Raw genomic sequence first — 21,869 nt, 5'->3', positions numbered from 1 at the left:
ACCTGCACGCCTCATGATCACGTCATGACCGACGTCTTGCCGGCGCCCAGCGCCCGCGATCGCCTGGGCGGCCTTGTTGCGCCGCGCCAGAGCGCCTTTCCGGAGGCGCTGCGCCACACGACGCGCGTTGCGCACCTGCGCCGCTGGATCCTTTGGGGGGCGGGCGGCGTCGTTGGAATCGTCGGCCTCGGCCTTCTGATCAGCTCGCTGCGCTTTCTGCCCGCCGATCTGAGCCTCGCGCGCGTCGCGCTCAAGGGATCCCGCATCGTCATCGAGAGCCCCAAGCTCGTCGGCTATCGCAAGGACGGGCGTCCCTACGAGGTGCGCGCGCTCGTGGGCACGCAGGATCTGGCGAAGCCCGATGTCTTCGAACTCGATCAGCTCGAGGTCCGGGTCGAGAACGCCAAGGACAATTCCATAATTCTGTCGGCGGCGAAGGGCGTCTACAACAGGAAAGCCGATCGGGCCGATATGACCGGCGGGGTCAACATCCACGAAGACAACAACTTTGATATGCGGCTCGAGTCGGCGGTCATGGATTTCAAGGACAGCGTGATGACGTCCGACAAGCCCGTGCTGTTGAAGATCGACGGCGGCGAGGTCACCGCGCAGTCTGTCGCATTTTCCCAAAAGGACCGTCACGCGAGTTTCGCGGGCGGAGTCCATTCGGTGCTATACGGTGAGGGTGATGCGCCTTCACAAACTTCGGGCGCAGCGATCAAGGATTAAATGCGCCGCCACCTCTTCGTTCTCTCCCTAGCTGCGCTCGTCGCCGCGACGCCGGCCAGCGCCGCGGGCCGCTCGGGCGGCATTCTGCCGGGCGCCTCCGCCAAGGATCCGCTCAACATCGACGCGGGCAAGCTCGATTATTTCGAGAAGGAGCAGAAGCTCATCTACTCCGGCAGCGTGATCGTCACGAATGGGCCCTCGACGCTCAAGGCCTCGCGCCTCATCATTTTTCTCGAGGGAAAGGGCGCCGGACAACCCGCCGAGACGACCAACGACCGCGTCAAACATATCGACGCCGAAGGTCCGGTGACGCTGGTTTCAAAGGACCAGATCGGCACAGGCGATCGGGGCAGCTACGACAAGGCCGAAAACAAGGTTTATCTTACCGGCAACGTCACGCTCACCCAAGCCGAGAACATCGTGAAGGGCGACAAGCTCGTCTATGACGTGACGACCGGCATGGCGACCGTTCAGGGCGGCGCGGCCCAGGGGGGCCGGGTGCGCAGCACCTTCACCCCGAAAAACCAATAAGTCTTTTGAGACTTAGTGGGACGCGGACGTCACCAGCTCGTCGAGCATCCGCTTGCGCTTCGCTTCGTAGTAGTAGCCGCCGGCGTAGAGCCTGATCGCCCGGCCTTCATCGCCGCCGCTGACCTTATAGGCGTTGGCGAGATACGGCACCGCGAAAGCAAGATTGGTGTCGGCGTCGAGAAGACCGCTCGCCGGGCCCTGATAGCCCATGTGCCGCGCCGTGTCGTGGCGGATCTGCATCAACCCCCAATAGGGTCCGTGCCGGGCGCTGGGATTGTAATTGCTCTCGCGGCGGATCGAGCGATGAATGAGCGATTCCGGAATGTCATAGACGCGGGCGTAATGGGAGATGCGCGCATGCAGCGCATCCTGGCCGGTAAGCTCGGTCGCCTTGGCGGCCTCTTCATAGGCGGCGGGGGCTGACGCGACGGGCGACTCCTGCGGCGCACAGCCCGCGAGCGGCAGAGCGCCGATGGCGAAAAAGGCAGCGGCCCGGCGGAATAGTCTCATAAAAAATCCCTCGTCGACCGCCCAGGGCCCAGCTGGGAAATCCGCCACGCGCAGATGGCGAATTCGTGGCGGCCACGCTTCGGGGACATTGATTTCTGTGGGCGGCCGACTACCTGGCCAAGGCTCCTGACAAATGCTCCTGACTAGCGCTCCTGAGATGAGGCGGATGATGGCGCAAAGGCAGCCGAAAAGCCGCGCGCCGGCAAAAAGTTCAAAGACGGCGACCAACTACTGGTCGGGCGAGGTCACGAGCCACAGCAACGCGCTCGATCTCGATGCCGGGGTATTCACATGGGACGACCCCGTGAAGATCGCCCGCTCCCTGAAGCGGTCGGCGGAGGCGAGCGAGCGGCGCAAAGCGGACCCGTTCCGTTCCGCCATGTCGATGCTGACCTTCTACATCAACAGGGCCGGCAAGGATTTGCCCGACGCGCGCCGCCGGGTGCTGGAGCAGGCGAAGGACGAGCTGCGCAAGGCGTTTGGACGGACGCCCCATTGAGCGCACCGCAGATTGCGGACCGCGCGGCGCCAAGACGAAGGCGCTGACGGATTTCTTATTGGCGCGCAGGCGAACGTGCGTGGCGCGCCGATTTTGACGCGGGATTTGGGACCGTATTGAAATAACTCTCTGGGGTCGTATCGCATTGCGTCGTCGGAAATTATGTCCTATTTTTCTAAAAGTGACCATTTTTGAGGCGGCCATGCCCTCCTACCCGATCGCCAAGGCGAAAGAACAATTGTCCCGGCTGATCGACGCGGCGCTGGCGGGCGAGACGGTGACGATCACCCGTCACGGCAAACCCGTCGTCGAACTGCGACCGAGCGCACCCGACGAAGCGCCCAAACGAATGACGAAAGCCGACCTCGAACGGCTGCGCAAGCGACGAGGCGAGCGTCCGCCGCTCGGCGAGGACGCGGTGACTCTCATCCGCAGGATGCGGGACGAAGAGGAATGAGCTTTTACCTGGACGCCAATGTCCTCGTTTCCCTTTTCGCTGTTGACGCCCATTCGAACAAGGTTGACGCATGGATCGACTCCGACCCCGGCGCGCTTTTTGTCAGTAACTTCGCGCGCGTCGAATTTGCCGCTGTCGTTTCGCGACAGGTTCGCGTCAAGGCGATGAGCGACACGGCGGCGCGCGAAGCGCTCGCTGATTTCGACGACTGGGCGCGAGAGATGACACAGCCCATCGAGGCCGAAGCGCGGGACATGATTTTGGCGGAGAGCCTTGTTCGCGATTTCGCGACCAAACTCACAGCGCCCGACGCGCTGCATCTCGCGCTGGCCTCGAACCGGGGCTATCGACTGGCGACGTTCGATACGCGGCTGGCGGCGGCGGCGGCGATGAGAGGCGTGCGGGTTTCCGAGTTGGGGTAGAGGCGGCGCGCTGTTGTGCGAGGCGTCCTGAACGCGATATCGACAGCCGACGTCGACAGGGCGAGCGACGCCGGGGCCTGACGAGGAGCCGTGAGATATCATGCGCGCTAATCAGAGGTCAGGAGCGGCGCTAGTTCTCGCGATCCTGCTGATCGCAGTGGGCGTTGTCGATGCGCTCGCTGAAGGCATGAATGAGCGTCAACTTCAATGTGCGACCGCGGCGGTGATTCATGCGTTGCACGATGCGCCTGCGCGGAAGGATGGCTTGAACCGCTTTATCATCATGTCGCTGGGGCAGGGCCAGCGATATGTGCAATGCCGGTTTGTCGAAGGCGACGCGGGCGCATTGTGCGAAGCGTCGAGCGGCGCATACGGGCCGACTGGCATTAACAGAGTCTTGACCGCCAAACAGCGCAGCGACTTATCGAAACTGGGCTTCGTCAGAAAGGCCGGCAGTAAAAATTATGTGCGCGAATTTTCGATGGCGAGCCGCGCCGATATTGAAGGGCTTGGCTTCTTCATGGTTCAGACATTGATAGGCGTTTACGGCTTGGGGCGTGCAGAGAAGTTCATCATTCAATCGTCGCTCGACAGCCGCGCCGCCATTTCGCGCGCGTGTCCGCAGGCGCTGCAATTTTTTGCAAATTGACGGCGGGACGAGATAGAACTGGTTTCAGCTCCTTACCGCGCGAACTTCTTATATTTCAGCCGGTGCGGAATGACGCTGTCGATCCCGAGGCGCCGCTTCTTGTCTTCCTCGTAATCGGCGAAGTTGCCTTCGAACCATTCGACATGGCTGTCGCCTTCATAGGCGAGAATATGCGTCGCGATGCGGTCGAGGAAAAAGCGGTCATGCGAGATGATGACGGCGCAGCCGGCGAAATCGACGAGCGCCTCTTCGAGCGCGCGCAGCGTGTCGACGTCGAGATCATTGGTCGGCTCGTCGAGCAGCAGCACATTGGCGCCGCTCTTCAGCATCTTGGCGAGGTGCACGCGGTTGCGTTCGCCGCCTGAGAGCTGCCCGACCTTCTTTTGCTGATCGGCGCCTTTGAAATTGAAGGCCGAGCAATAGGCGCGGCTGTTGATCTCGCGCTTGCCGAGATAGATCACCTCATTGCCGTCCGAGATTTCCTCCCAGACGGACTTGTTGGCGTGCAGCGCGTCGCGCGACTGGTCGACATAGCCGAGCTGCACGCTGTCGCCGATCTCGATTGTCCCATTGTCGGGCTTCTCTTGTCCGGTGATCATGCGAAACAGCGTCGTCTTGCCGGCGCCGTTCGGCCCGATCACCCCGACGATGCCGCCGGGCGGCAGTTTGAAGGAGAGATCGTCGATCAGAAGCGTGTCGCCATAGCCTTTCGACAAATGATCAAAATCGATGACATTGTCGCCGAGGCGCTCGGCCACCGGAATGACGATCTGCGCGGTCGTCGGCGCCTTGTCGTTCTGCTTGGCGACGAGTTCCTCATAGCGCTGAATGCGCGCCTTGCTTTTGGCCTGCCGCGCCTTTGGCGAAGCGGCGATCCACTCGCTCTCGGCTTCGAGTGCCCGCTGGCGCGCCTTGTCCTCGGAGGATTCCTGGGCCAGTCGCTTCTGCTTCTGCTTCAGCCAGCTGGTGTAATTGCCCTCGTAGGGGATGCCGCGGCCGCGATCCAGCTCCAATATCCATCCGGTGACATTGTCCAAGAAATAGCGGTCGTGGGTGACGATCAGGATTGCGCCGGGATACTGGCGCAGATGTCCTTCGAGCCAGTTGACGGTTTCAGCGTCGAGATGGTTCGTCGGTTCGTCGAGGAGCAGCATTTCCGGCTGTTCGAGCAGCAATTTGCACAGCGCGACGCGACGCCGCTCGCCGCCTGAAAGCTTGGTGACGTCAGCGTCGTCCGGCGGGCAGCCGAGCGCGTCCATCGCCTGGTCGACCTGGCTGTCCAAGTCCCAAAGACCTTTGGCCTCGATTTCGTCTTGGAGCTTCGTCATCTCGTCGGCGGTCTCGTCCGAATAATTCATGGCGAGATCGTTATAACGATCGAGAATGGCCTTCTTGTCGGCGACGCCGAGCATGACATTGCCCCGCACGTCGAGCGTCGGGTCGAGCTGCGGCTCCTGCGGCAAATAGCCGACCCGCGCGCCCTCGGCGACGAAGCCCTCGCCAGAATATTCCTTGTCGGCGCCCGCCATAATGCGCAGCAGCGTCGATTTGCCGGAGCCGTTGACGCCCAGAACGCCGATCTTCGCGTCGGGGTAAAAGGAGAGGTTGATGTTCTCCAAGACCTTCTTGCCGCCCGGATAGGTCTTGCTGAGGCCCTGCATGTGATAGATGAACTGCCGCGCCATATCGCCTCGCAAAGAGAGATTGCGCTGTCTTTAGAGCATTTTCACTCCGGGAGGGAAGCCGTCTGGGGCCTCGACGAGTCAGAAAAATGCCCCCGACGGCTGGTCGGGGGCATTTGTCCCGCAGGCGCTCGCTCAGGTTCGCATAAAGCTCAGAACCGTGGCGCTAAGGGTGCTGCCCGTGAGCACAATCGTCGAGCCGAGCGCAAGCAGCGCGACCAGGTTCAGGGTCAAATCGTTAGGACTGCCGGCAAGCGCCAGAATGCCGAGGACGATCGCCGCCAATCCTGCGAGCGCCTGAATGCCGGCTGAACCGGACGCCATTTCGCTCGCGAGCATCTCGGCGCCGACATGTTGCGACTGTCCGATTGCGGTTTCCATCTGGGCGGAGGCGCGTCGCAGCACATAGAGTCGCCATACGGCGTTGCTGCTCAGCAACAGAGCGGTGCCATAGCCGATCGCGGCGACCGGGGTCAGTATTGCCGCACTGATTCCAAGGAGCGACAGAACGCCCAGCACGATACCGGCGGCGCCGACGAGGAAGACGAGCGCGAGACTATTGCCGCCCATCTGCTCGACGGAAGCGGTGCGAACGCCGCCGGGAAACACGACCTGCATATATTCCGACAGCATAGCTCCGCCTTGAATTAACAATGCGACGCCAAACACGATCGTCGCGATCGCGACCATCATGGGGGGCGCTATTCCAACTAAGCCGCAAATCACAAGGACGATGGTGGCGACGCCGCCAATGGCGTCAATAAGGCCGCCATAGGCGACCGCATTGTCGTGCGTTGCGATATCTCGGGTAATGGACATGTGGGACACTCCAGCCGCTAGCCCCCGGACCGATAGCTAGCGGCGCTTACGCAACGGGCAAGCACAGCATTTGGGGAGCGGATTGCCTTTTAGCGTCCGCGCGCTCTAGAAGCGGAAACGAAGCAACCGGGCGAGCGTTAATGAATGTTCTTCTGATCGGATCGGGCGGTCGCGAGCATGCGATCTCCAATGCGCTAACAAAAAGCCCGCTGCTGACGCGGCTCTATATCGCGCCAGGCAATCCGGGGACGGCTCGCGTGGGAGATAACGTCGATCTCGACGTCGCCAATCACCCCGCCGTGATCGACTTTTGTCGCGATGCGGGGATTGCGCTCGTCGTCGTCGGACCTGAGCAGCCGCTGATCGGCGGTCTCGTCGACGAACTGGAAAAGCACGGGATCCTCGCCTTCGGACCGACGCAGGCGGCGGCTCAGCTCGAAGGCTCCAAAGGTTTCACCAAGGATTTGTGTCGCGACTATGGGATTCCGACCGCGAGCTATGCGCGGTTTGCTGCGCTTGAGCCGGCGCTGCACTATCTGCGTGAGCAGGGCGCGCCGATCGTCGTCAAGGCGGACGGGCTCGCCGCCGGCAAAGGCGTCGTCGTGGCTGGCACGCTTGAGGAAGCGGAACGCGCTGTTCAGGCCATGTTCGCGGGCGCGTTCGGCCTCTCAGGCGCAGAGGTCGTCATCGAGGAATGTCTCCTAGGCGAAGAGGCGTCGTTCTTTGCAATTTGCGACGGCGTTCGCGCGCTGCCGTTCGCGACGGCGCAGGATCATAAGCGAGTCGGCGACGGCGACACGGGACCAAACACGGGCGGCATGGGCGCCTATTCGCCGGCCTCCGTCGTGACGCTCGATATCGAAGCGCGCGTTATGGCCGAGATCATCGAGCCGACGATGCGCGCCATGCGCGACAAGGGCGCGCCCTTCAAGGGCATGCTTTACGCCGGACTTATGCTGACACAGGACGGGCCAAAGCTCATCGAATACAATTGCCGTTTCGGCGACCCCGAGGCGCAAGTCATTCTGCCCCGTTTCGAGGGCGATCTTCTCGAGCTGATGCTTGCCGCCGCGCGGGGCGAATTGCCTCAGGAGCGACCGCGGTTTTCGCCGCTCGCGGCGTTGACGGTCGTGCTGGCGGCGAAAAACTATCCGGGAACGCCAATGACCGGCTCGGAAATCCGCAATTTGGAAAGCGCCGAAGCCGTCGAGGGCGTCGCCATCACCCACGCCGGCACGCGCGAGGAAGGCGGCCGACTTCTCGCCGCCGGAGGTCGCGTGCTGAATGTCACGGCGTTAGGCGAAAGCGTCGCCGAGGCCCAGGCGCGCGCTTACGCGGCGGTCGACCTCATCGATTGGCCGGGCGGGTTTTGCCGCCGCGACATCGGCTGGCGGGAAGTCGCGCGCGAACGAAAGTCCTCCTGAGCGTGGACGCGCAGGAGTGGTCCGGCCAAGGGCCCGCTACATCACATAGATTTTATCCGGCAGTTCGTCGCCGCTCGCGCCGGGCGGCGCATGCCGCGCCAGGAGGCGCGCGCATTCCTCTATCGCCGCGACAAAGCCGTCCGCCAGCCGTTCGCGTTTCAGGTCTTCAAGCAGCAAATCGAGCGCTGCCTGCCATTCGTCATTACTGATCTTTGCGGCGATGGCGTCATCGGCGACGATGCGCGCGTAACGCTCGGCGAATGAGACGAATATGAGAACGCCCGTGCGCGCCTTGGTGGCGGAGACGCCGCGCGAAAAAAATTGCTCGATCGCCTCTCGCGCGGCGCGGGCGCGCTTTACGGCGCGCGGCGTCAGGAAAAAGCGCACCGGTCCCCATGAAACGACGAGCGTCGCAATGATAAAGATGGCGATCTGCGCTGCGAAAATCTCACGAGGCGAAAGTTCGGTGAAAAGCAGCATGGGCCAAGGCGACGCTAGCGCGATAAAAGCGCCCCAGAGCGGTGGCACGAAGGCGTAATCGGATGAGCGACGCGCCAGCACGCAGACGATCTCGCCGGAGGTTTTTTCTTCGGCCCGGTGAATAGCCTCCGCGATGCGCTCGAAGTCGTCCGCCGTGAGTTGCATCACCAATCCCCCGAAGCGCCGCCGCCGCCGGACGAGCCGCCGCCGCCGGAAAACCCGCCGCCGTCTCCGAAACCGCCTCCCCCTCCCCACCCGCCGCGAGAATCATCCCCCCAGAACCCGCCGCTCGGGGGCAAGACGATAAAAGGGGGGCCGCCGCGCCTGTAACTCCGCTGGTACCTTTGCCGGCCGCGCGCGCTACGCGCCATCCAGACCACGATGAACAGAAACAGTGCGAAAAAAATGAGCGGGGAAAGCTCATCGAAGGTCGTGGACTGCGGGCCGCGCGCGCGTTTGGTCCATTCGGCGGAATCGCCGGAGAGCACCTCGATAATCCCCTCGACGCCGCGTTCGATTCCCGCGCCGTAGTCTCGCGCTTTAAATCGCGGCGCCACCGCGCTCGTCAAAATGATCTTCGACAGCGCGTCGGTGAGCGTTCCTTCCAGGCCATAGCCAACTTCGATGCGCATTTTGCGCTCGCTCGGCGCCACCAGAAACAGAACGCCATTGTTCTTTTTTGCTTCGCCGAGCTTCCACGCGCGAAACAGGCCGTTGGCGTAGGTTTCGACGTCCAAGCCCTCCAGCGAATTGACAGAGGCGACGACGAGCTGAATGCCGGATTTATCCTCGAGATCCCTGAGCTTGCTCTCGATGGCGCTTTTCGTGGACGGCGGAATGACATCGGCCTGGTCAACCACCCGACCAGTGAGCAGCGGATAGTTCACCGCCGCGAAGGCGAGCGACGCGACAAGAAAGAAGAGCGGCGCAAGCCAGCGCGCGGCGCCGCCCATGGCTATTTGCCTTCGCACCGGGCGCAGCGCCCGGCGATTTCCACGACGCGCGTGCGGGCGCTGAAATGCGCCGCTCCGACGAGAGCCGCGAGTTCGCGGGCAAATCCTTGCGACGTCGCCTCTTTCACCTCGCCGCATTGCTCGCAAATGATGAAGACGACGGGCTCCTCGGCTTCATGGGCATGGCCGCAGACGATATAGGCGTTTTTTGACGCAAGCCGATGCGCGAGGCCGTTGTCCATGAGGTAGCCAAGCGCGCGATAGACGGAGACGGGCGCGGGGCGCTTGCCCTCTTCGTCGGCCATGAGATCGATCATCTCATAAGCGCCGACCGGGCGGTTCGCTTGCGTGAGAATGTCGAGCGCACGGCGGCGCGCCGGCGTCAGGCCGGCGACCTTGGACCGTGTGGGATTTTTCGTCGAATGGCTGCTCATTGCGCCAATTTAGGGGGCTCCGACGTAAAAAACGAGGCTTTAGCGTTTGGCGCAGGCCGCGGCGAATTTCTTGAATTTCTCCGCTGCGTTGGCGAGGGGCGCCGATCGCTTTGTTCCGCCAACGGCGATGTCGAGCGTTTCCCCGCCGACCATCGCCCCGAAGATCGGGTCTTTCGCCGGCAGGCTCCCTTCGAAGCTCGGCACGCCCGCTTCTTCATTGGGCACGAGCTTGCCGGCGACCTTCGCCGTCTTTTCGCCGACCGAAAAGATCGCCGTCGTCTTGCCTCCCGCTTTGAGCTTGTTGCTTGTTTCGGCGACCCAGATTTTGACCAAGCCGCTCCCTGGCGCGCAGGTGAAGCTCCCAAGGCTGTCGTCGCTTTCCGGCACCCCATAGCCAAGATAGATGCTGTCGGCGTTTTTCTCCTCCAATCCGCCGAGCGTCCAGACGCGCTGGTCGGTTTGCGCGCAGAGACCTGATAGCCCCAGAAAAGAAAGGACGCCCGTCAGGGCGAATGTTCGCTTCACGCCGTTCCTCCTGCGCAGACTTGGGCCGCGTCGCGCCGCCTTGCGCTCGGGCCCGCGGCGCCTATAGTCCGCGCGCAAATCGCCTCCCGCCGAGCCAGAGCCAAAATGACCCGCCAGAAAAAAGAAATCAAACGCGTCGTCCTCGCCTATTCCGGGGGGCTCGACACCTCGATCATTTTGAAATGGCTCCAGACGACCTATGGCGCGGAAGTCATCACCTTCACCGCCGATCTTGGTCAGGGCGAGGAGCTCGAGCCCGCGCGCGAGAAGGCGCTGCTTCTGGGCGTCAAGCCTGAAAACATCTTCATCGAAGATCTGCGCGAAGAATTCGTGCGCGATTACGTCTTCCCGATGTTCCGCGCCAACGCTCAATATGAGGGGCTTTATCTGCTTGGCACCTCGATCGCGCGCCCGCTCATCGCCAAGAAGCAGATCGAGATCGCGCGCAAAATGGGCGCCGACGCGGTCTGCCATGGCGCGACCGGCAAGGGCAACGACCAGGTGCGGTTCGAACTCGGCTATTACGCGCTTGAGCCCGATATCACCGTGATCGCGCCGTGGCGCGAATGGGACTTCGTCTCGCGCGCCGATCTCATCGCCTTCGCCGAAAAGAACCAGATCCCGATCGCCAAGGATAAGCGCGGCGAAGCGCCGTTTTCGACCGACGCCAATCTTCTGCACACGTCTTCGGAAGGCAAGGTGCTCGAAGATCCGACTAACGAGACGCCCGATTACGTCTATTCGCGCACCGGCGATCCCGAAGATGCGCCGGACGCGGCGCAATATGTCACGATCGACTTCGAAAAAGGCGACGCCGTCGCGGTGGATGGCGTCACGCTTTCGCCTGCGGCGCTCCTCGCCAAGCTCAATGATCTCGGACGTCTTCACGGCATCGGGCGATTGGATCTCGTCGAAAACCGCTTCGTCGGCATGAAGTCGCGTGGCATGTATGAAACGCCCGGCGGCGCGATTCTGCTTGTCGCGCACCGCGGAATCGAAAGCCTGACGCTCGACCGCGGCGCCGCGCATCTCAAAGACGAGCTGATGCCGCGCTACGCCGAACTGATCTATAACGGCTTCTGGTTCGCGCCGGAGCGCGAGATGCTGCAGGCCGCGATCGACAAGAGCCAGGAGCATGTCACGGGCCGCGTGCGCATCAAGCTCTACAAGGGCTCGGCGACGCTCGTCGGTCGCGAAAGCCCCTGGTCTCTTTACGATCAGGACCTTGTCACTTTCGAAGAAGGCGGAACCTACGACCAGCGCGACGCGGAAGGCTTCATCAAGCTCAACGCCCTGCGGCTGCGCACGCTGGCCAAGCGCGCCGCGCGGGGGGCGAAGCAATAACGAACCGCGCGGATGATTTTTTCGCGGAACGCTTGACGCCTCCCTCTCCCGCGCAGCGGGGCAGGGAAAGGGAGGGGGAATATATTCGAGCCGAGCGCAAACCGCATCGCCCCCTCTACAACTCTCCCCCGCTGCGCGGGAGAGAGGGAGATTGCGCGGCGGAGAAACGCGTGCCGCTGGACCAAGACGCGGCTGCGCTCATTCGCGCGCCGTCGCGCACGCTTACCTCGCTTGCCGATCTGGTTGACGCGCGCCTCATAAGCGAGGTCAACGGTCTCGATCAGGTGGCGCAGCGCTACAGCATCGCCGTTACGCCGGAGATCGTGGCGCTGATCGACCCCGACGATCCGAATGATCCGATTGCGCGGCAATTTATCCCCGATCTTCGCGAGGCCGCGACGACGCCGCAGGAACGCGCCGATCCCATCGGCGACGACGCGCATTCGCCGCTTCCGGGGCTCGTGCATCGCTATCCCGACCGCGTGCTCCTAAAGCTGCTGTCCGTCTGTCCGGTCTACTGCCGTTTTTGTTTCCGGCGCGAGACGGTCGGTCGCGGCAAAGGCGATCTGCTGCCCGAGCGTCACGTCGCGGCGGCGCTCGACTACATCGCGCGGCGACCGCAGATTTTCGAAGTGATCCTCACCGGCGGCGATCCCTTGATGCTGTCGGCGCGTCGACTCGGCGCCGTGTCGCGCCGGCTTGCCGAGATCCCGCACGCGCAGCTGTTACGCGTCCACACGCGCGCGCCGACGGTCGCGCCCGATCTCGTGACGCGCGATCGGCTTGCCGCGCTTCGCGAAAGCGGCAAGACGCTGCTCATCGCCTTGCATGTCAATCATGCGCGCGAATTGACCGAGTCGGCGCGCGCGGCGATCGCCCAGTTGCGCGAGGCAGGCGCAGTCCTTCTCTCCCAGACCGTGCTGCTCAAAGGCGTCAATGACAACGTCGACGTCTTGGAGCGGTTGATGCGCGATTTGGCAGGTTTGGGCGTTCGGCCCTATTATCTGCACCATCCAGATCTCGCGCCGGGGACCGCGCATTTTCGGCTCAGCCTCGCGGCGGGCAGGCGAATCTACGCAGAGCTCTCGCGTCGCGTGACCAGCGTTGCGCTGCCGGCCTATGTGCTCGACATTCCCGGCGGGTTCGGCAAGGTGCGGGTCGCCGAGGGCGCCGCGGCGCCGGACGGGCAGGGGGGATGGACCGTGGTCGACCGGAACGGCGACGAGCGGTCCTACCTCGACGAACTCGAACCGCCGCAAGATTGACCTTTCGCCCGCGTGTTCGAAACCGATTTGATCGGCTCGCTCCACCCAAGGAACGCATGTGCGCAAACTGACGCTCCTGATCGCCATCCTGATTGCGACGCTCGCCGCCCCCGGGCTGCGCGCCGACGAAGCCCCGGCTTCGATCGAGCAGTTCAACGCGCGTCTCGATCGCGCGCGCGCCACGCTGGACGAGGTGCAGAAGACGCTTGAGCAGCCCGAGCTTTCCGACGCCGCGCTGCGCAGTCTGCGCGCGCGTATAGAACCCTTGCCGCACGAACTCGAGGAAACGATCGAAAAGCTGACGCCGCGTCTTGCCGCGATCGATGCGCGGTTGAAGGAGCTTGCGCCCGCCGCCGCAAAACCCCAGGAGCCGCCAAAAGAGGCTCCGAAAGCGCCCGAGAAGCCGGCGGAGTCCAAGCCCCAGGCCAAACCTGCTGTAAAGAACGGCGTCGCGAAGCCGCCGCCGGCGAGAGGGCCGCCGGTCCCGGCGCCCGAAGCGACGCCGAACGGGCCCGAATCCGCCGACGCCGCCGCGCGCGTCAGCGCTGACGCCGAACTCCAAGAGCAGCGTCGCCTGTACGACGCGGTCGACGCGACTCTCAAACGCGCGCGCGCCATGTTGCTCGAGACGCGGCAGGTCGCCGTCACGATTGTCGCGCGCCAGCGCGGGCTCTTTGCGAAGAATCTCTTTCTGCGCACGGACGGTCTATTCTCGCCTTCGCTGTGGCGCGCCGCGCTCGACGGGGCGCCCGCCGTGATCAGCGATTCTGCGACCTTTCTTTCCGATCGAACGGCGAACGTCGTAGATCGCGTCAACAATGGTCGACGCGCGCAGTTTTTGGCCGTAATTTTTCTGATCGCAGCGAGCGTCGCCTTGGCGCTCTTCATGGCGCGACGCGTCGTCCGGCGTTCGGAGGACGAGTCTGCTCCGACGCCTTTGCGCAAGGCGGCCGCCGCCGGATGGACGGCGCTCGTCATCGCGGCCGTGCCGGTTGCGGCGGTCGGCGCGTTAAGCCTCGCCTTCGACGCCTATGATCTTATCGACGGCGCGCTCGAACCGATCTGGCGACGCTTTGTCGAGGGTGTGGCGCGCATCGCCTTCGCCTACGCCATCGCGCGCGCGGTTCTTGCTCCCGCGCATCCGAACTGGCGGCTGATTGATCCGGGCGATCGGCTTGCGAAACGTCTCACGCAACTCGTCACGCTGGCTGCGGTGACTCTTTCCGCGGCGCGTTTCCTCGAGCAGTTGGAAGAGTCCGTGCAGGGGGGGCTTCCTATCGTGATCGTGACGCGCGGCCTCGGCGTTATGATCGTCGCGGCGCTCATCGCTATCGCGCTCTTCAATCTGCCAAGCCGAGTCGAAGTCGAGGACGGCGCCGCCGTCGCCACCCCCGAGGGCCGCGACTGGATGAGCGCCGCGCGCTTCTTCGGCGCTCTTATCCTGCTCGTGCTCGTTGGAGCGTGCGCGGCCGGCTACGTCACTTTCGCTAATTTCGTCATCCTGCAGATCGGCTGGACGGCGGCGGTCATCGCCATTCTGTATGTCGTCGTCACCCTTTCGCGCGGCGGCATCGAGGCGTCGCTTGCGCCGACGAGTTTCCTCGGTCGTAAAATGATCACCGGTCTTGGCGTGCGCCGTGAGCAGCTCGCGCCGCTCGCCGTGCTCCTGTCCGGCATTGTCACGCTGCTCTGTTTCCTCGCGGCGGCGTTGGTGGCGCTTGCGCCGCTCGGCTATGAGTCGGGCGATTTCCTGGGCAATATTCGCTCGGCGTTCGTTTCCTTCAAGATCGGCGACGTCACGATCTCTCCTTCAAGCGCGCTTGTGGCGATGCTGCTCTTCGCTGCGGCGCTCGCCGCAACGCAGGGGCTGCGGCGCTGGCTTGACGCGCGTTTTTTGCCGCTCACCCGGCTCGATCTCGGTTTGCGCAACTCCATAAGCGCGACGCTTGGCTACGCCGGCTTCATTTTCGCGGCGGCGCTCGCACTGTCCTATGTCGGGCTCGGGTTCGAAAAACTCGCGATCGTCGCCGGCGCGCTCTCGGTCGGCATCGGCTTTGGCCTGCAATCGATCGTCAACAATTTCGTCTCCGGCCTCATCCTGCTGTGGGAGCGCGCCATTCGCGTCGGCGACTGGGTCGTGGTCGGCGACGAGCAGGGCTATGTCAAACGCATCAATGTCCGCTCCACCGAAATCGAGACCTTCGATCGCGCGACGATGATCGTGCCGAATTCGAATCTCGTCGCGGGCGTCGTGAAGAACTGGCTGCGCGGCGACAAGGTCGGCCGCATCAAGATCGCCATTTCGCCGCATGTCGGCGTCGATCCGGAAAGAATGCGCGACATTCTTCTTGCGGCGGCGCGCGCGCAGGAAAGCGTTTTGCGGATACCCGCGCCGCAGGTGATGTTCCTCGGCATGGAGGCGAATATCTTTAAATTCGAGCTCTGGTGCTACGTCGAGGATGTCGAGCAGTCCGCGCGCGTGCGCAGCGACCTGCACTTCGATCTCTATGAGCGCCTCCACGACGCCGGAATCTCGATCGGTCCGGCGGCTTCGCCGCCGCCGCCGACAATCGTCAACATTCCCGAACTCGACAAGCTGGCCGCAGCGGCCGTCGCGAGCGCGCTGGCGATCGAAGCCAATCTGGCGGGCGTCAAGAGCGAAGATGAGCGCACCGAACGGTCCTACGACTCTAAGGAGGACGCTGCGAGCCCGGACGATGCGCAAGCAAAGTAATTCCTGCCATTCATTGTTTCTCAAAGAATGAGGCGCGAGATGCGCTCGATGTCTTTGTTGTCTCCTCTCCGCATCGCCACTCTCCTGGCGCTCGGCGCGCTTGCCGGCTGCAACGCCGCGCAAGAGCCTGCGCCCAGGGTGACCGGGCCGGAGCCGCCGATGTATCGCTCTCTGGCGGCGGCCGGCGCGCACGTCGATCCCGTGACCGCGCGCGACATGATCTCGCTTTATCGACGCAACAGCGGGCTCGGCGCTCTGACCCTGGATGACGGACTGGAGCGCGTCGCGGAGGCGCAGGCGCGGGACATGGCGCAAAGCGGCGATCTTGCGGCGCGCGGCGAACTCGGCGACCGCCTCGCAGGCGCCGGCATTCAAACGCCGGCGGCCGTGGAGAATGTATCGGCGGGCTACCGCACGCTGGCGGAAGCTTTTTCCGGCTGGCGCGATTCCGCGCCGCATAATGCGCGCATGCTGGACAAGCGCGTGAAACGGATGGGCATCGCGACGGCGTACGCGGCCGGGGCGAAATATAAGGTCTATTGGGCGCTCGTTCTTGCCGACTGAGGTCAGGCGCGGACCCGGCGCCTGCGCTTGCCGCCGCCCGGCGGCGCGCCGCAGGACTCCGGAGCGGGCTTCTCCTGCGGATTGACGAGGGCGTCGTCCATCCGCACATAGCGCACGCCGAGAAAGAACAGGATCTGTGCGTCGCGTTCGGGCGCCTCGCGGCGTTTCGACGCCGCTCTCGTGCGCGGCTGGAAGGCGATGACCTTCCCCATGGCGATTTCTCCAAGCTCGTTCCGCCGACGATGAATCAGCCGTCCTTAACGATTAGGAATTGGCGAGGGTTAATGCTCCGTCAACGACCGGATGCTAAATTTTCTGCAAGTTGCGTATGGGTTCGAGTGGTGAAGTGATGGGCGCCGATAGAGAACAGCGTCGGATGGTCGACGCTTCGCTGCTTCGAGCGGTCGTCGATCAATTTGTCGAGCGATCGATGCATCCGACGGCCGACATCCGGCAGTTCGAACAGCTCGCGCTCGGGCTCATCGACATTGTCGATGCAGAAACAGTAGCCCGTGCGGCGCTGCCGCTCTGCTTCCATCGGGAAACGCCCGCCTCGATTTTCGCGCGTCTTTTCGATAAGGGCGGCGCTGCGGCCGCGCTTGCCTTTCAATTCGCGCCTAAGCTCGCGCAGCGGGACATGATCGCCACCGCCGAGCAGGGGCCGGCGCAATTCGCGGCGGCCGTCGCCCGCCGCCGCGACCTCGATCGGGAGACGATGCTGGCGCTTGCCTCACGCCGCGAGGGCGAAGTGCTTCGTGGGCTCGCCGGCAATCTCGCTGCGCATTTCGATTCGGCGTCCAGGCGCGCACTGGTCGTGGCGGCGCGCGATGATCTGACGCTTGCGCGCATGTTGCTCGACCGCGACGATCTTGATCTCGACCCAGAACCGCTTTTCCTTGCGGCGAACCGGCTCGAGCGCACGGCGATCGTGCTCAACGCCTGCCGCCAAATATTGGCGAGCGGCGCGACCGAAGCGCCGCTTCGCGCCGACAGCGCTTTCGTCGAGAAACTGGAAGCCGCGGCGCAACGCCATGATCGCAACGCGATGGCCGCTCTCCTCTCGGAGGCGCTCGAGTGCCGAAAGGAACGGGCGCGCGCGCTTGTCGTCGATCATCTCGGGGAGGCGCTCGCTCTGGCGCTCAACGCGATCGGCGTCCCGCTCGAATCGGCGACGCGCATCTTTCTTTGCGCCGAGCCTGGCGTTGCCCGTGACGCCGAGGTCGTTCAGGCGTTGCTCGGCGTAATGCGCTCGACGCCGCAGCGTGCGGCGGCGCGCATCGTGGGCGCAATGACTGGCGCGGCGCGATCGGAGCGCGAAATTTCACGCCGTGCCGCGCGAGAAGATCCGGGTGCGCTGACGCGCCGCCGCGCGACGCCTCAGCAATCATTGGCGCGGCCATCGCGCAAACTCGATCAATCCGCTTAGAGCGCTTCCCGATCGCATGGGATCATGTGATCGATAGGCGTCGCTCAATCTAAATGTTGGAGCAGGTTCTCATCGAAAAAGTTTGTCGGCTTTTTCGCAAACCTGCTTGCGCTAAGCGGCGAGGTCGACGAACACGCGGCCGTCCGGGTCCTCGATCTCGACGATCCAAAGGTCCGGGTCGAACATGATCTCGCGCTTGAGCCTCTGCTCGGCCTCCCCCGGATCGAGCCAGTCGCCTGCATGGACGCGCGCGAACAGCCGATCGACTCCCTCCGGCGGCTCTTCGCTCTGCGGGGCAGGGCCATAGACGGCGGCGCGCCCATCAAGCCGATCGAGTTTGACAAAGATCGCGCCGGCTTCGGCGGCGCCGCGCCGGCGCAGCATGGCGACCGCGCCTTGCACCTCAGCCCGGCGGATCAGCGCGGAAACGAATATGTCGGATCTCAGTCGCATGGGCGCAAACTAGCGCTTGAGCGGCGGGATTGTCGAACGCGCGCGACTCAAGGGAGCGGGAGGCGGGAGCGCGCCGCGAGCTGCTGCAGCAATTTCGGCGTGATCCGGCCCTTGACCGGCAGTCCGGCGTCGCCCTCAAACTTCTCCAAGGCGTGGCGCGTCGCGCCGCTGAGAACGCCGTCGGAGCGCACCACGTAGCCGAGCTTCAGGAGCGCGCGCTGTGCATAAAGAACGTTTTTGTCGAGCGTCGCGGTCTTGTCCGCGGCGTCGGCCTTTTCGGCCTTGTCGGCCTTGTCGCCGCTCGCCTTAATCGGGGTCGGGTCGCCGACGATCAGCAGGCCGATCGCGTCCCGCTTCTTGTCCGCCGTGTGCGGCGGATCTGCTTTCGCCGGCGCGCTCTTGCCCCAGTCGGGGCTTTTGGCGGCGTCAAGCTTTTCGATCTTGCTGGCGATGAGGTCTTTCGGAATGGCGCGCGCGGGGACATTCGCGTCTCGATCTGTGCGGGCTTCGACGGCGGGCGGGCGCGCCGGCGGCGTCGGCGCGCCCAGGACCGCGTTCGAAGTCTGAGCCGAAAAGAGCGGCGCCGGATGTCTTCCGTCCTGGAGGAACAGCGCGTTCATCGGCACGCCGATCGCCGCCACGGTGGCGATGCCGAGGATAAGCATGACGCCGATTCGCTTGGCGCCGAACATGCGCGCAAGGATTGAGCGACGACCATTGCGTCGTGTGTCGCGCGGCGGGGCGCGATCGGCGGGAGAAGCCTGAAAGCGAGAGGCGTAGAGCGAGGCGTCACGCAATTTTCTTCACCGTTGCTGGTTCTGCGTCGCCGACCACGGCCACGCTGAGCGGCGCGCCAAGTCGGGCGATCGTCTGGATTCTTGCCGGACCCCCGGTTGCGCCGCTGTTGCGGCAGTCGAGCGGCAGGCGCACGGAAACCGCCGTGCCGACCTGCAGGCCGCTTTCGATGGTGATCGAACCGCCGTGCAGCCCCACGAGTCCGCACACCATGGAAAGGCCGAGGCCAGTTCCCTCGCGCCCGCTGTCGAGCGACGCGCGCGTCTGAAAGAAGGGATCGCCGAGCCGCGCGAGATCGCCTGCGGCGATGCCTGCTCCATCGTCGGCGACGGTGACGACGACGTGATTTCCTTCAAGCTGAAGCGCGAGCTTCACCGTGCCGCCGCGCGGCGTGAATTTCACTGCGTTAGAGAGCAGATTGATCAGGATCTGTCTGCAGCCGCGTTTGTCGGCGACGATCTCGCCAAGGCTTTCGGCATATTCGCGCGCGAGCGTCACGCCAGACTGATCGGCCTGCAGCTGCATCATGTCGCAGCACTGATCGGCGAGCGTCGGCAGGGCGAACGACTCAGCGGCGATTTCCATGACGCCGGATTCGATCCTGGACATATCCAGGATGGAGTTGACGATCTCGAGGAGATGGTGGCCGGAGTCGCTGATGATCGACGCATATTCCCGCTGTTTGGCGGGTTCGGAAGGCGCAATCTCGTCGGTCGCCAACATTTGGGAGAAGCCGATGATCGCGTTGAGCGGCGTGCGCAGCTCATGACTGACATTGGCGAGAAGGCGCACGTTGCTGGTTGCAGCGCGCTCGGCTGCCGCGTGAGCCGCCGCAAGCGCGATATCGGCTTCGAGCGTGGCGTGTACGTCGCGCAGGGCGCAGACGACGGCCTCTGTTGCGCATTCCTCGTCGTTTAATTGAGCGCGGCGCAGGCGCGCCTCGAAAGAGTTGAAAACGGGCGCGATGAATTCGCTGGAAGCATTGCGCGCAACGCCAACCTGAACGCGAACGGCCGCGGGCGCCACCGCCTTGCCGTCGACGGCGTCGGAGACCGCCTTGAGGAAGCTCGGCCGGTCGGCGACGTGAATCCGCGTGAAGAATTCGCGGCCGACCAGATCGCGCTTGAGATCAAAGACGTGGCGCCCGTCACCCAGGACCGCGTTGACGAAGCCGGCGCGATCGAGGTGCAGCAGGATGTCGCCGACCGCGCCTGTCAGGAGCATGAGGTCGCGGTCGTTGCGCGCTTCGGCGCGGGCGCGAGCCTGCTCGACCCGGACGGCGCCGAAGACGAGAGCGGCGATATAGAGAAATAGCGGCGCGCCGAGAAGGATAGTCGTCGTTGCATGTTCCGTCAGCAGTTCGCGCGGCGCCCGCAGATTGAGACCAGCTGTCAGCGCGAGGGCGGCGATGGCGACCACTTCTATGACGATGACCGTTCCGACGTCGGGCGTCAGGGCAGCCTCTACGAGCGCAACGAGCAGCAGAGCGATTGAAAACGCGTCGTAGCCCGGCATTAGCGCGTGGATGGCCGTCGCCATCGCCAGCCAGCCGCCGATCGAGAGGCTCCGCGCAAGGCGCAAATCTCCCGCGCGCGACAACACGATCACGGAGGCGAGCGGGATCTGCGCGAGAAGGAAAAGGACGCAATCGCTTGTTGTCGGCGCGCCATGCAAGAACAGAAACAGCGGCGCCGAGAGCAGGACGCAGGCGGCGACGACGAGCCGAGCGACGATGAACGCACGATGACGCGCCTCTTCCACCGGTCGTCCGGCGACCCGCTCATGCAATGCGGCGTCCACGCAAGACTGGTAACGGCTGTCCTCGGCGATGCTACTCAAGGCGTACGCTCCCTATCGCAATAGCGATAGCAGGGCGTCCTTAAGCAGCCGCTAAGCCGATGCGAAAGCTTCAACAGCTACTCGGCGACGCGTCGACATGGTTTGCACTTTATTGCCGTGACTTTCAGGGAAAGAATTGAAGGCGCGTTTACGAAGGCTCAACCCCGCCGCGCCATCACTTACAAGAAACCGCTATCGCTGATGGAGACGAGTTTGGTTTTTCTGGCCAAATGCGCGATTTGCATCCTCCTCGTCTGCGTCGCCCTGCAATGGCGCGCTGATCACGCGCCAGTTGTGCCGAAAAGCGCAGCCGTCCGCGCTTCTGCGCCACAGCACGCGGCTGGCTTCGTACAGGACGCGATCGAGAAAGCGTCCGCGCTGGTTCGCGCCGGCGGCGACGCGCTCGCCGGCGCCGCGCGTGATAAATGTCTGGCGGCGCCGCGCGACTGCCTCTCGGCGGCGCAGCGCGTGCAGTCGGGTCGCGCGCAGTAACAGCCAATCCACGACGGCGCAGTGTGCAATAGCTGCGCAGTTGCGCCGGTTTTGCAGAATCAATTTTTTGACACTAAACATGTTGGCGCTTGGCGCGCGATTTGAGGCCGAACCGCCACCGAGGCCATTCCGTTTTTGCTCGCGCGACCCGTTCGCACATCGCGAGCCATCCTCTCCCTAAAGGAGGCGGCCATGTCCGAAGAAACTTCATCGCAACCCGAAGATACGGTTTCCCGCTCCGAACTGACCAATCTGCAGGAGCAGCTCAAAGCGACGCGCATGGAGCGCGACCGGCAGATTTTCGAGAAGTCCGAGATCGTCGCGAAGGCGAACGCCTACGCCAAGGAGCGCGACGATGTTCGCGACAGCCTGGCGGCGATGACCGCGGAGCGCGACCGCCTCGCCGCGGAGAACGCCGGGGCGTCGACGAAAGCGCTTGAGACGTCTCGGCAGCTCGAAGCCGCCAATCGCCGGGCCGACGAGGCTTCGGCTGAGGTCGTGCGGCTGCGCCACGCGATCGCCACCGCGCCGTCATCCGATCCCGCCGTCGTGCTGTGGAGCCTCATCTCGGAAAAGACCAGGGATGGCGTCGCCTGGGTAAGAGGCAAGATTCCCGCCGACAGCGCGGCTTTGCCCTGGTTCGACAAGACAGTCTCGCTCGTAACCCAGGTCGGCTGCATGGCCGTGCGGGCGACGGACGCCTTCATCCGCTGGGCCGTGCCCAAAGCCATTGAGCTTTTTAACAAGGGCAAGGCGGAGCTCGAGGCGCGGATGGAGAAGAAGTAGCCTTCCAGAAGGCTCGGCGCGCGCCCTGGGCGCCCGCCTGGGAATGAAATGGCGCTG

Annotated in this window: 25 protein-coding genes; 14 read left to right on the top strand and 11 right to left on the bottom strand. The window is 63.9% G+C overall.

The window, feature by feature from the left end:
• Positions 1 to 24: 24 nt before the first annotated feature.
• Entirely contained in the window at positions 25 to 729 is a 705-nt protein-coding gene (gene lptC / locus A3OO_RS0117205; RefSeq protein ID WP_018409095.1) for an LPS export ABC transporter periplasmic protein LptC, read from the top strand.
• On the top strand, positions 730 to 1,260 hold the full coding sequence (gene lptA, locus A3OO_RS0117200; protein ID WP_018409094.1) for a lipopolysaccharide transport periplasmic protein LptA: 531 nt from the start codon (positions 730 to 732) through the stop codon (positions 1,258 to 1,260).
• Positions 1,261 to 1,272: 12 nt separating this feature from the next.
• On the opposite strand, the gene A3OO_RS0117195 is transcribed toward lptA, so the two are convergent.
• Positions 1,273 to 1,770, bottom strand: coding sequence for a lytic transglycosylase domain-containing protein (locus A3OO_RS0117195; RefSeq protein WP_040573963.1), 498 nt, complete (start codon positions 1,768 to 1,770; stop codon positions 1,273 to 1,275).
• A 169-nt stretch (positions 1,771 to 1,939) separates the two neighbouring features.
• On the opposite strand from A3OO_RS0117195, the gene A3OO_RS0117190 reads away from it, so the two are divergent.
• The 4 genes from A3OO_RS0117190 (at position 1,940) to A3OO_RS0117175 (ending at position 3,797) form a co-directional block, all read left to right on the top strand.
• Positions 1,940 to 2,269 carry a DUF3175 domain-containing protein gene (locus A3OO_RS0117190; protein WP_018409092.1) on the top strand — a complete coding sequence of 110 codons (330 nt, stop codon included), beginning with the start codon at positions 1,940 to 1,942 and terminating at the stop codon, positions 2,267 to 2,269.
• A gap of 202 nt (positions 2,270 to 2,471) precedes the next feature.
• A complete protein-coding gene (locus tag A3OO_RS0117185) occupies positions 2,472 to 2,726 on the top strand; it encodes a type II toxin-antitoxin system Phd/YefM family antitoxin (RefSeq protein WP_245257182.1) in 255 nt (84 codons plus the stop codon).
• Positions 2,723 to 3,148 (top strand): type II toxin-antitoxin system VapC family toxin, encoded by a 426-nt coding sequence (locus A3OO_RS0117180; RefSeq protein WP_018409089.1) that lies wholly within the window; start codon positions 2,723 to 2,725, stop codon positions 3,146 to 3,148. Before A3OO_RS0117185 ends, A3OO_RS0117180 begins: the two co-directional genes overlap by 4 nt.
• Positions 3,149 to 3,248: 100 nt before the next feature.
• Positions 3,249 to 3,797 carry a hypothetical protein gene (locus A3OO_RS0117175; protein ID WP_018409088.1) on the top strand — a complete coding sequence of 183 codons (549 nt, stop codon included), beginning with the start codon at positions 3,249 to 3,251 and terminating at the stop codon, positions 3,795 to 3,797.
• A 32-nt stretch (positions 3,798 to 3,829) separates the two neighbouring features.
• Here the strand turns inward: A3OO_RS0117175 and ettA are convergent, their stop codons facing one another.
• Positions 3,830 to 5,482 carry an energy-dependent translational throttle protein EttA gene (ettA, locus tag A3OO_RS0117170; protein WP_018409087.1) on the bottom strand — a complete coding sequence of 551 codons (1,653 nt, stop codon included), beginning with the start codon at positions 5,480 to 5,482 and terminating at the stop codon, positions 3,830 to 3,832.
• 132 nt (positions 5,483 to 5,614) lie between these two features.
• On the bottom strand, positions 5,615 to 6,298 hold the full coding sequence (locus A3OO_RS0117165) for a hypothetical protein (RefSeq protein ID WP_018409086.1): 684 nt from the start codon (positions 6,296 to 6,298) through the stop codon (positions 5,615 to 5,617).
• Between the two features lie 140 nt (positions 6,299 to 6,438).
• Here A3OO_RS0117165 and purD point away from each other — a divergent pair, with 140 nt between their 5' ends.
• Positions 6,439 to 7,722 (top strand): phosphoribosylamine--glycine ligase, encoded by a 1,284-nt coding sequence (gene purD / locus A3OO_RS0117160; RefSeq protein ID WP_018409085.1) that lies wholly within the window; start codon positions 6,439 to 6,441, stop codon positions 7,720 to 7,722.
• Between the two features lie 36 nt (positions 7,723 to 7,758).
• On the opposite strand, the gene A3OO_RS0117155 is transcribed toward purD, so the two are convergent.
• Genes A3OO_RS0117155 through A3OO_RS0117140 form a run of 4 tightly spaced genes read right to left on the bottom strand, consistent with a single transcriptional unit; the run spans position 7,759 to position 10,114 of the window.
• Positions 7,759 to 8,367, bottom strand: coding sequence for a TPM domain-containing protein (locus A3OO_RS0117155; RefSeq protein ID WP_018409084.1), 609 nt, complete (start codon positions 8,365 to 8,367; stop codon positions 7,759 to 7,761).
• Entirely contained in the window at positions 8,367 to 9,155 is a 789-nt protein-coding gene (locus A3OO_RS0117150) for a TPM domain-containing protein (RefSeq protein ID WP_018409083.1), read from the bottom strand. Before A3OO_RS0117150 ends, A3OO_RS0117155 begins: the two co-directional genes overlap by 1 nt.
• A gap of 2 nt (positions 9,156 to 9,157) precedes the next feature.
• Positions 9,158 to 9,589 carry a transcriptional repressor gene (locus A3OO_RS0117145; protein ID WP_018409082.1) on the bottom strand — a complete coding sequence of 144 codons (432 nt, stop codon included), beginning with the start codon at positions 9,587 to 9,589 and terminating at the stop codon, positions 9,158 to 9,160.
• A gap of 39 nt (positions 9,590 to 9,628) precedes the next feature.
• The gene (locus tag A3OO_RS0117140) at positions 9,629 to 10,114 is read right to left on the bottom strand and encodes a hypothetical protein (protein WP_026223098.1); all 486 of its coding nucleotides are present in this window, start codon (positions 10,112 to 10,114) and stop codon (positions 9,629 to 9,631) included.
• Between the two features lie 105 nt (positions 10,115 to 10,219).
• On the opposite strand from A3OO_RS0117140, the gene A3OO_RS0117135 reads away from it, so the two are divergent.
• The 4 genes from A3OO_RS0117135 to A3OO_RS0117120 all read left to right on the top strand — a co-directional run bounded on the left by A3OO_RS0117135 (position 10,220) and on the right by A3OO_RS0117120 (position 16,021).
• Positions 10,220 to 11,458: an argininosuccinate synthase gene (locus A3OO_RS0117135; RefSeq protein ID WP_018409080.1), complete on the top strand. Its 1,239-nt coding sequence runs from the start codon at positions 10,220 to 10,222 to the stop codon at positions 11,456 to 11,458.
• 170 nt (positions 11,459 to 11,628) lie between these two features.
• Positions 11,629 to 12,723: a lysine-2,3-aminomutase-like protein gene (locus A3OO_RS0117130; RefSeq protein ID WP_018409079.1), complete on the top strand. Its 1,095-nt coding sequence runs from the start codon at positions 11,629 to 11,631 to the stop codon at positions 12,721 to 12,723.
• Between the two features lie 58 nt (positions 12,724 to 12,781).
• On the top strand, positions 12,782 to 15,457 hold the full coding sequence (locus tag A3OO_RS0117125) for a DUF3772 domain-containing protein (protein ID WP_026223097.1): 2,676 nt from the start codon (positions 12,782 to 12,784) through the stop codon (positions 15,455 to 15,457).
• A gap of 39 nt (positions 15,458 to 15,496) precedes the next feature.
• Positions 15,497 to 16,021, top strand: coding sequence for a CAP domain-containing protein (locus A3OO_RS0117120; protein ID WP_018409078.1), 525 nt, complete (start codon positions 15,497 to 15,499; stop codon positions 16,019 to 16,021).
• 2 nt (positions 16,022 to 16,023) lie between these two features.
• Here A3OO_RS0117120 and A3OO_RS0117115 read toward each other — a convergent pair whose 3' ends face one another.
• Entirely contained in the window at positions 16,024 to 16,233 is a 210-nt protein-coding gene (locus tag A3OO_RS0117115; RefSeq protein ID WP_018409077.1) for a hypothetical protein, read from the bottom strand.
• A 137-nt stretch (positions 16,234 to 16,370) separates the two neighbouring features.
• Here A3OO_RS0117115 and A3OO_RS0117110 point away from each other — a divergent pair, with 137 nt between their 5' ends.
• Complete coding sequence (locus A3OO_RS0117110) at positions 16,371 to 17,447, top strand: DUF2336 domain-containing protein (protein WP_026223096.1); 1,077 nt, start codon at positions 16,371 to 16,373, stop codon at positions 17,445 to 17,447.
• Positions 17,448 to 17,558: 111 nt separating this feature from the next.
• Here A3OO_RS0117110 and A3OO_RS0117105 read toward each other — a convergent pair whose 3' ends face one another.
• Genes A3OO_RS0117105 through A3OO_RS0117095 form a run of 3 tightly spaced genes read right to left on the bottom strand, consistent with a single transcriptional unit; the run spans position 17,559 to position 20,534 of the window.
• Positions 17,559 to 17,900 (bottom strand): DUF1491 family protein, encoded by a 342-nt coding sequence (locus tag A3OO_RS0117105; RefSeq protein WP_018409075.1) that lies wholly within the window; start codon positions 17,898 to 17,900, stop codon positions 17,559 to 17,561.
• 47 nt (positions 17,901 to 17,947) lie between these two features.
• Positions 17,948 to 18,697 (bottom strand): peptidoglycan-binding domain-containing protein, encoded by a 750-nt coding sequence (locus tag A3OO_RS0117100; protein ID WP_018409074.1) that lies wholly within the window; start codon positions 18,695 to 18,697, stop codon positions 17,948 to 17,950.
• The gene (locus A3OO_RS0117095) at positions 18,690 to 20,534 is read right to left on the bottom strand and encodes a sensor histidine kinase (protein WP_156824854.1); all 1,845 of its coding nucleotides are present in this window, start codon (positions 20,532 to 20,534) and stop codon (positions 18,690 to 18,692) included. The genes A3OO_RS0117100 and A3OO_RS0117095 overlap by 8 nt, the downstream gene beginning before the upstream one ends.
• 213 nt (positions 20,535 to 20,747) lie before the next feature.
• On the opposite strand from A3OO_RS0117095, the gene A3OO_RS0117090 reads away from it, so the two are divergent.
• Positions 20,748 to 21,026, top strand: a complete 279-nt coding sequence (locus tag A3OO_RS0117090; RefSeq protein ID WP_156824941.1) for a hypothetical protein — start codon at positions 20,748 to 20,750, stop codon at positions 21,024 to 21,026.
• 192 nt (positions 21,027 to 21,218) lie between these two features.
• Entirely contained in the window at positions 21,219 to 21,812 is a 594-nt protein-coding gene (locus tag A3OO_RS0117085; RefSeq protein ID WP_018409071.1) for a hypothetical protein, read from the top strand.
• The last annotated feature ends 57 nt before the right edge of the window (positions 21,813 to 21,869 follow it).

This window comes from Methylocystis rosea SV97, assembly GCF_000372845.1.
In the GTDB taxonomy this organism is placed as follows: Bacteria; Pseudomonadota; Alphaproteobacteria; order Rhizobiales; family Beijerinckiaceae; genus Methylocystis; species Methylocystis rosea.
The sequence above is the reverse complement of the archived record's forward strand: the minus strand, read 5'-3'. Positions and strand labels throughout refer to the sequence as shown.

Bases quoted from the DNA above. Each gene is read 5' to 3' on its own strand.
- A3OO_RS0117185 (WP_245257182.1), top strand. From the start codon at position 2,472: ATGCCCTCCTACCCGATCGCCAAGGCGAAAGAACAATTGTCCCGGCTG.
- A3OO_RS0117105 (WP_018409075.1), bottom strand. From the start codon at position 17,900: ATGCGACTGAGATCCGACATATTCGTTTCCGCGCTGATCCGCCGGGCT.
- A3OO_RS0117085 (WP_018409071.1), top strand. From the start codon at position 21,219: ATGTCCGAAGAAACTTCATCGCAACCCGAAGATACGGTTTCCCGCTCC.
- ettA (WP_018409087.1), bottom strand. From the start codon at position 5,482: ATGGCGCGGCAGTTCATCTATCACATGCAGGGCCTCAGCAAGACCTAT.
- A3OO_RS0117180 (WP_018409089.1), top strand. From the start codon at position 2,723: ATGAGCTTTTACCTGGACGCCAATGTCCTCGTTTCCCTTTTCGCTGTT.
- A3OO_RS0117135 (WP_018409080.1), top strand. From the start codon at position 10,220: ATGACCCGCCAGAAAAAAGAAATCAAACGCGTCGTCCTCGCCTATTCC.
- lptC (WP_018409095.1), top strand. From the start codon at position 25: ATGACCGACGTCTTGCCGGCGCCCAGCGCCCGCGATCGCCTGGGCGGC.
- A3OO_RS0117120 (WP_018409078.1), top strand. From the start codon at position 15,497: ATGCGCTCGATGTCTTTGTTGTCTCCTCTCCGCATCGCCACTCTCCTG.
- A3OO_RS0117155 (WP_018409084.1), bottom strand. From the start codon at position 8,367: ATGCAACTCACGGCGGACGACTTCGAGCGCATCGCGGAGGCTATTCAC.
- A3OO_RS0117115 (WP_018409077.1), bottom strand. From the start codon at position 16,233: ATGGGGAAGGTCATCGCCTTCCAGCCGCGCACGAGAGCGGCGTCGAAA.
- purD (WP_018409085.1), top strand. From the start codon at position 6,439: ATGAATGTTCTTCTGATCGGATCGGGCGGTCGCGAGCATGCGATCTCC.
- A3OO_RS0117110 (WP_026223096.1), top strand. From the start codon at position 16,371: ATGGGCGCCGATAGAGAACAGCGTCGGATGGTCGACGCTTCGCTGCTT.
- A3OO_RS0117165 (WP_018409086.1), bottom strand. From the start codon at position 6,298: ATGTCCATTACCCGAGATATCGCAACGCACGACAATGCGGTCGCCTAT.
- A3OO_RS0117195 (WP_040573963.1), bottom strand. From the start codon at position 1,770: ATGAGACTATTCCGCCGGGCCGCTGCCTTTTTCGCCATCGGCGCTCTG.
- A3OO_RS0117190 (WP_018409092.1), top strand. From the start codon at position 1,940: ATGGCGCAAAGGCAGCCGAAAAGCCGCGCGCCGGCAAAAAGTTCAAAG.
- A3OO_RS0117150 (WP_018409083.1), bottom strand. From the start codon at position 9,155: ATGGGCGGCGCCGCGCGCTGGCTTGCGCCGCTCTTCTTTCTTGTCGCG.
- A3OO_RS0117145 (WP_018409082.1), bottom strand. From the start codon at position 9,589: ATGAGCAGCCATTCGACGAAAAATCCCACACGGTCCAAGGTCGCCGGC.
- A3OO_RS0117175 (WP_018409088.1), top strand. From the start codon at position 3,249: ATGCGCGCTAATCAGAGGTCAGGAGCGGCGCTAGTTCTCGCGATCCTG.
- lptA (WP_018409094.1), top strand. From the start codon at position 730: ATGCGCCGCCACCTCTTCGTTCTCTCCCTAGCTGCGCTCGTCGCCGCG.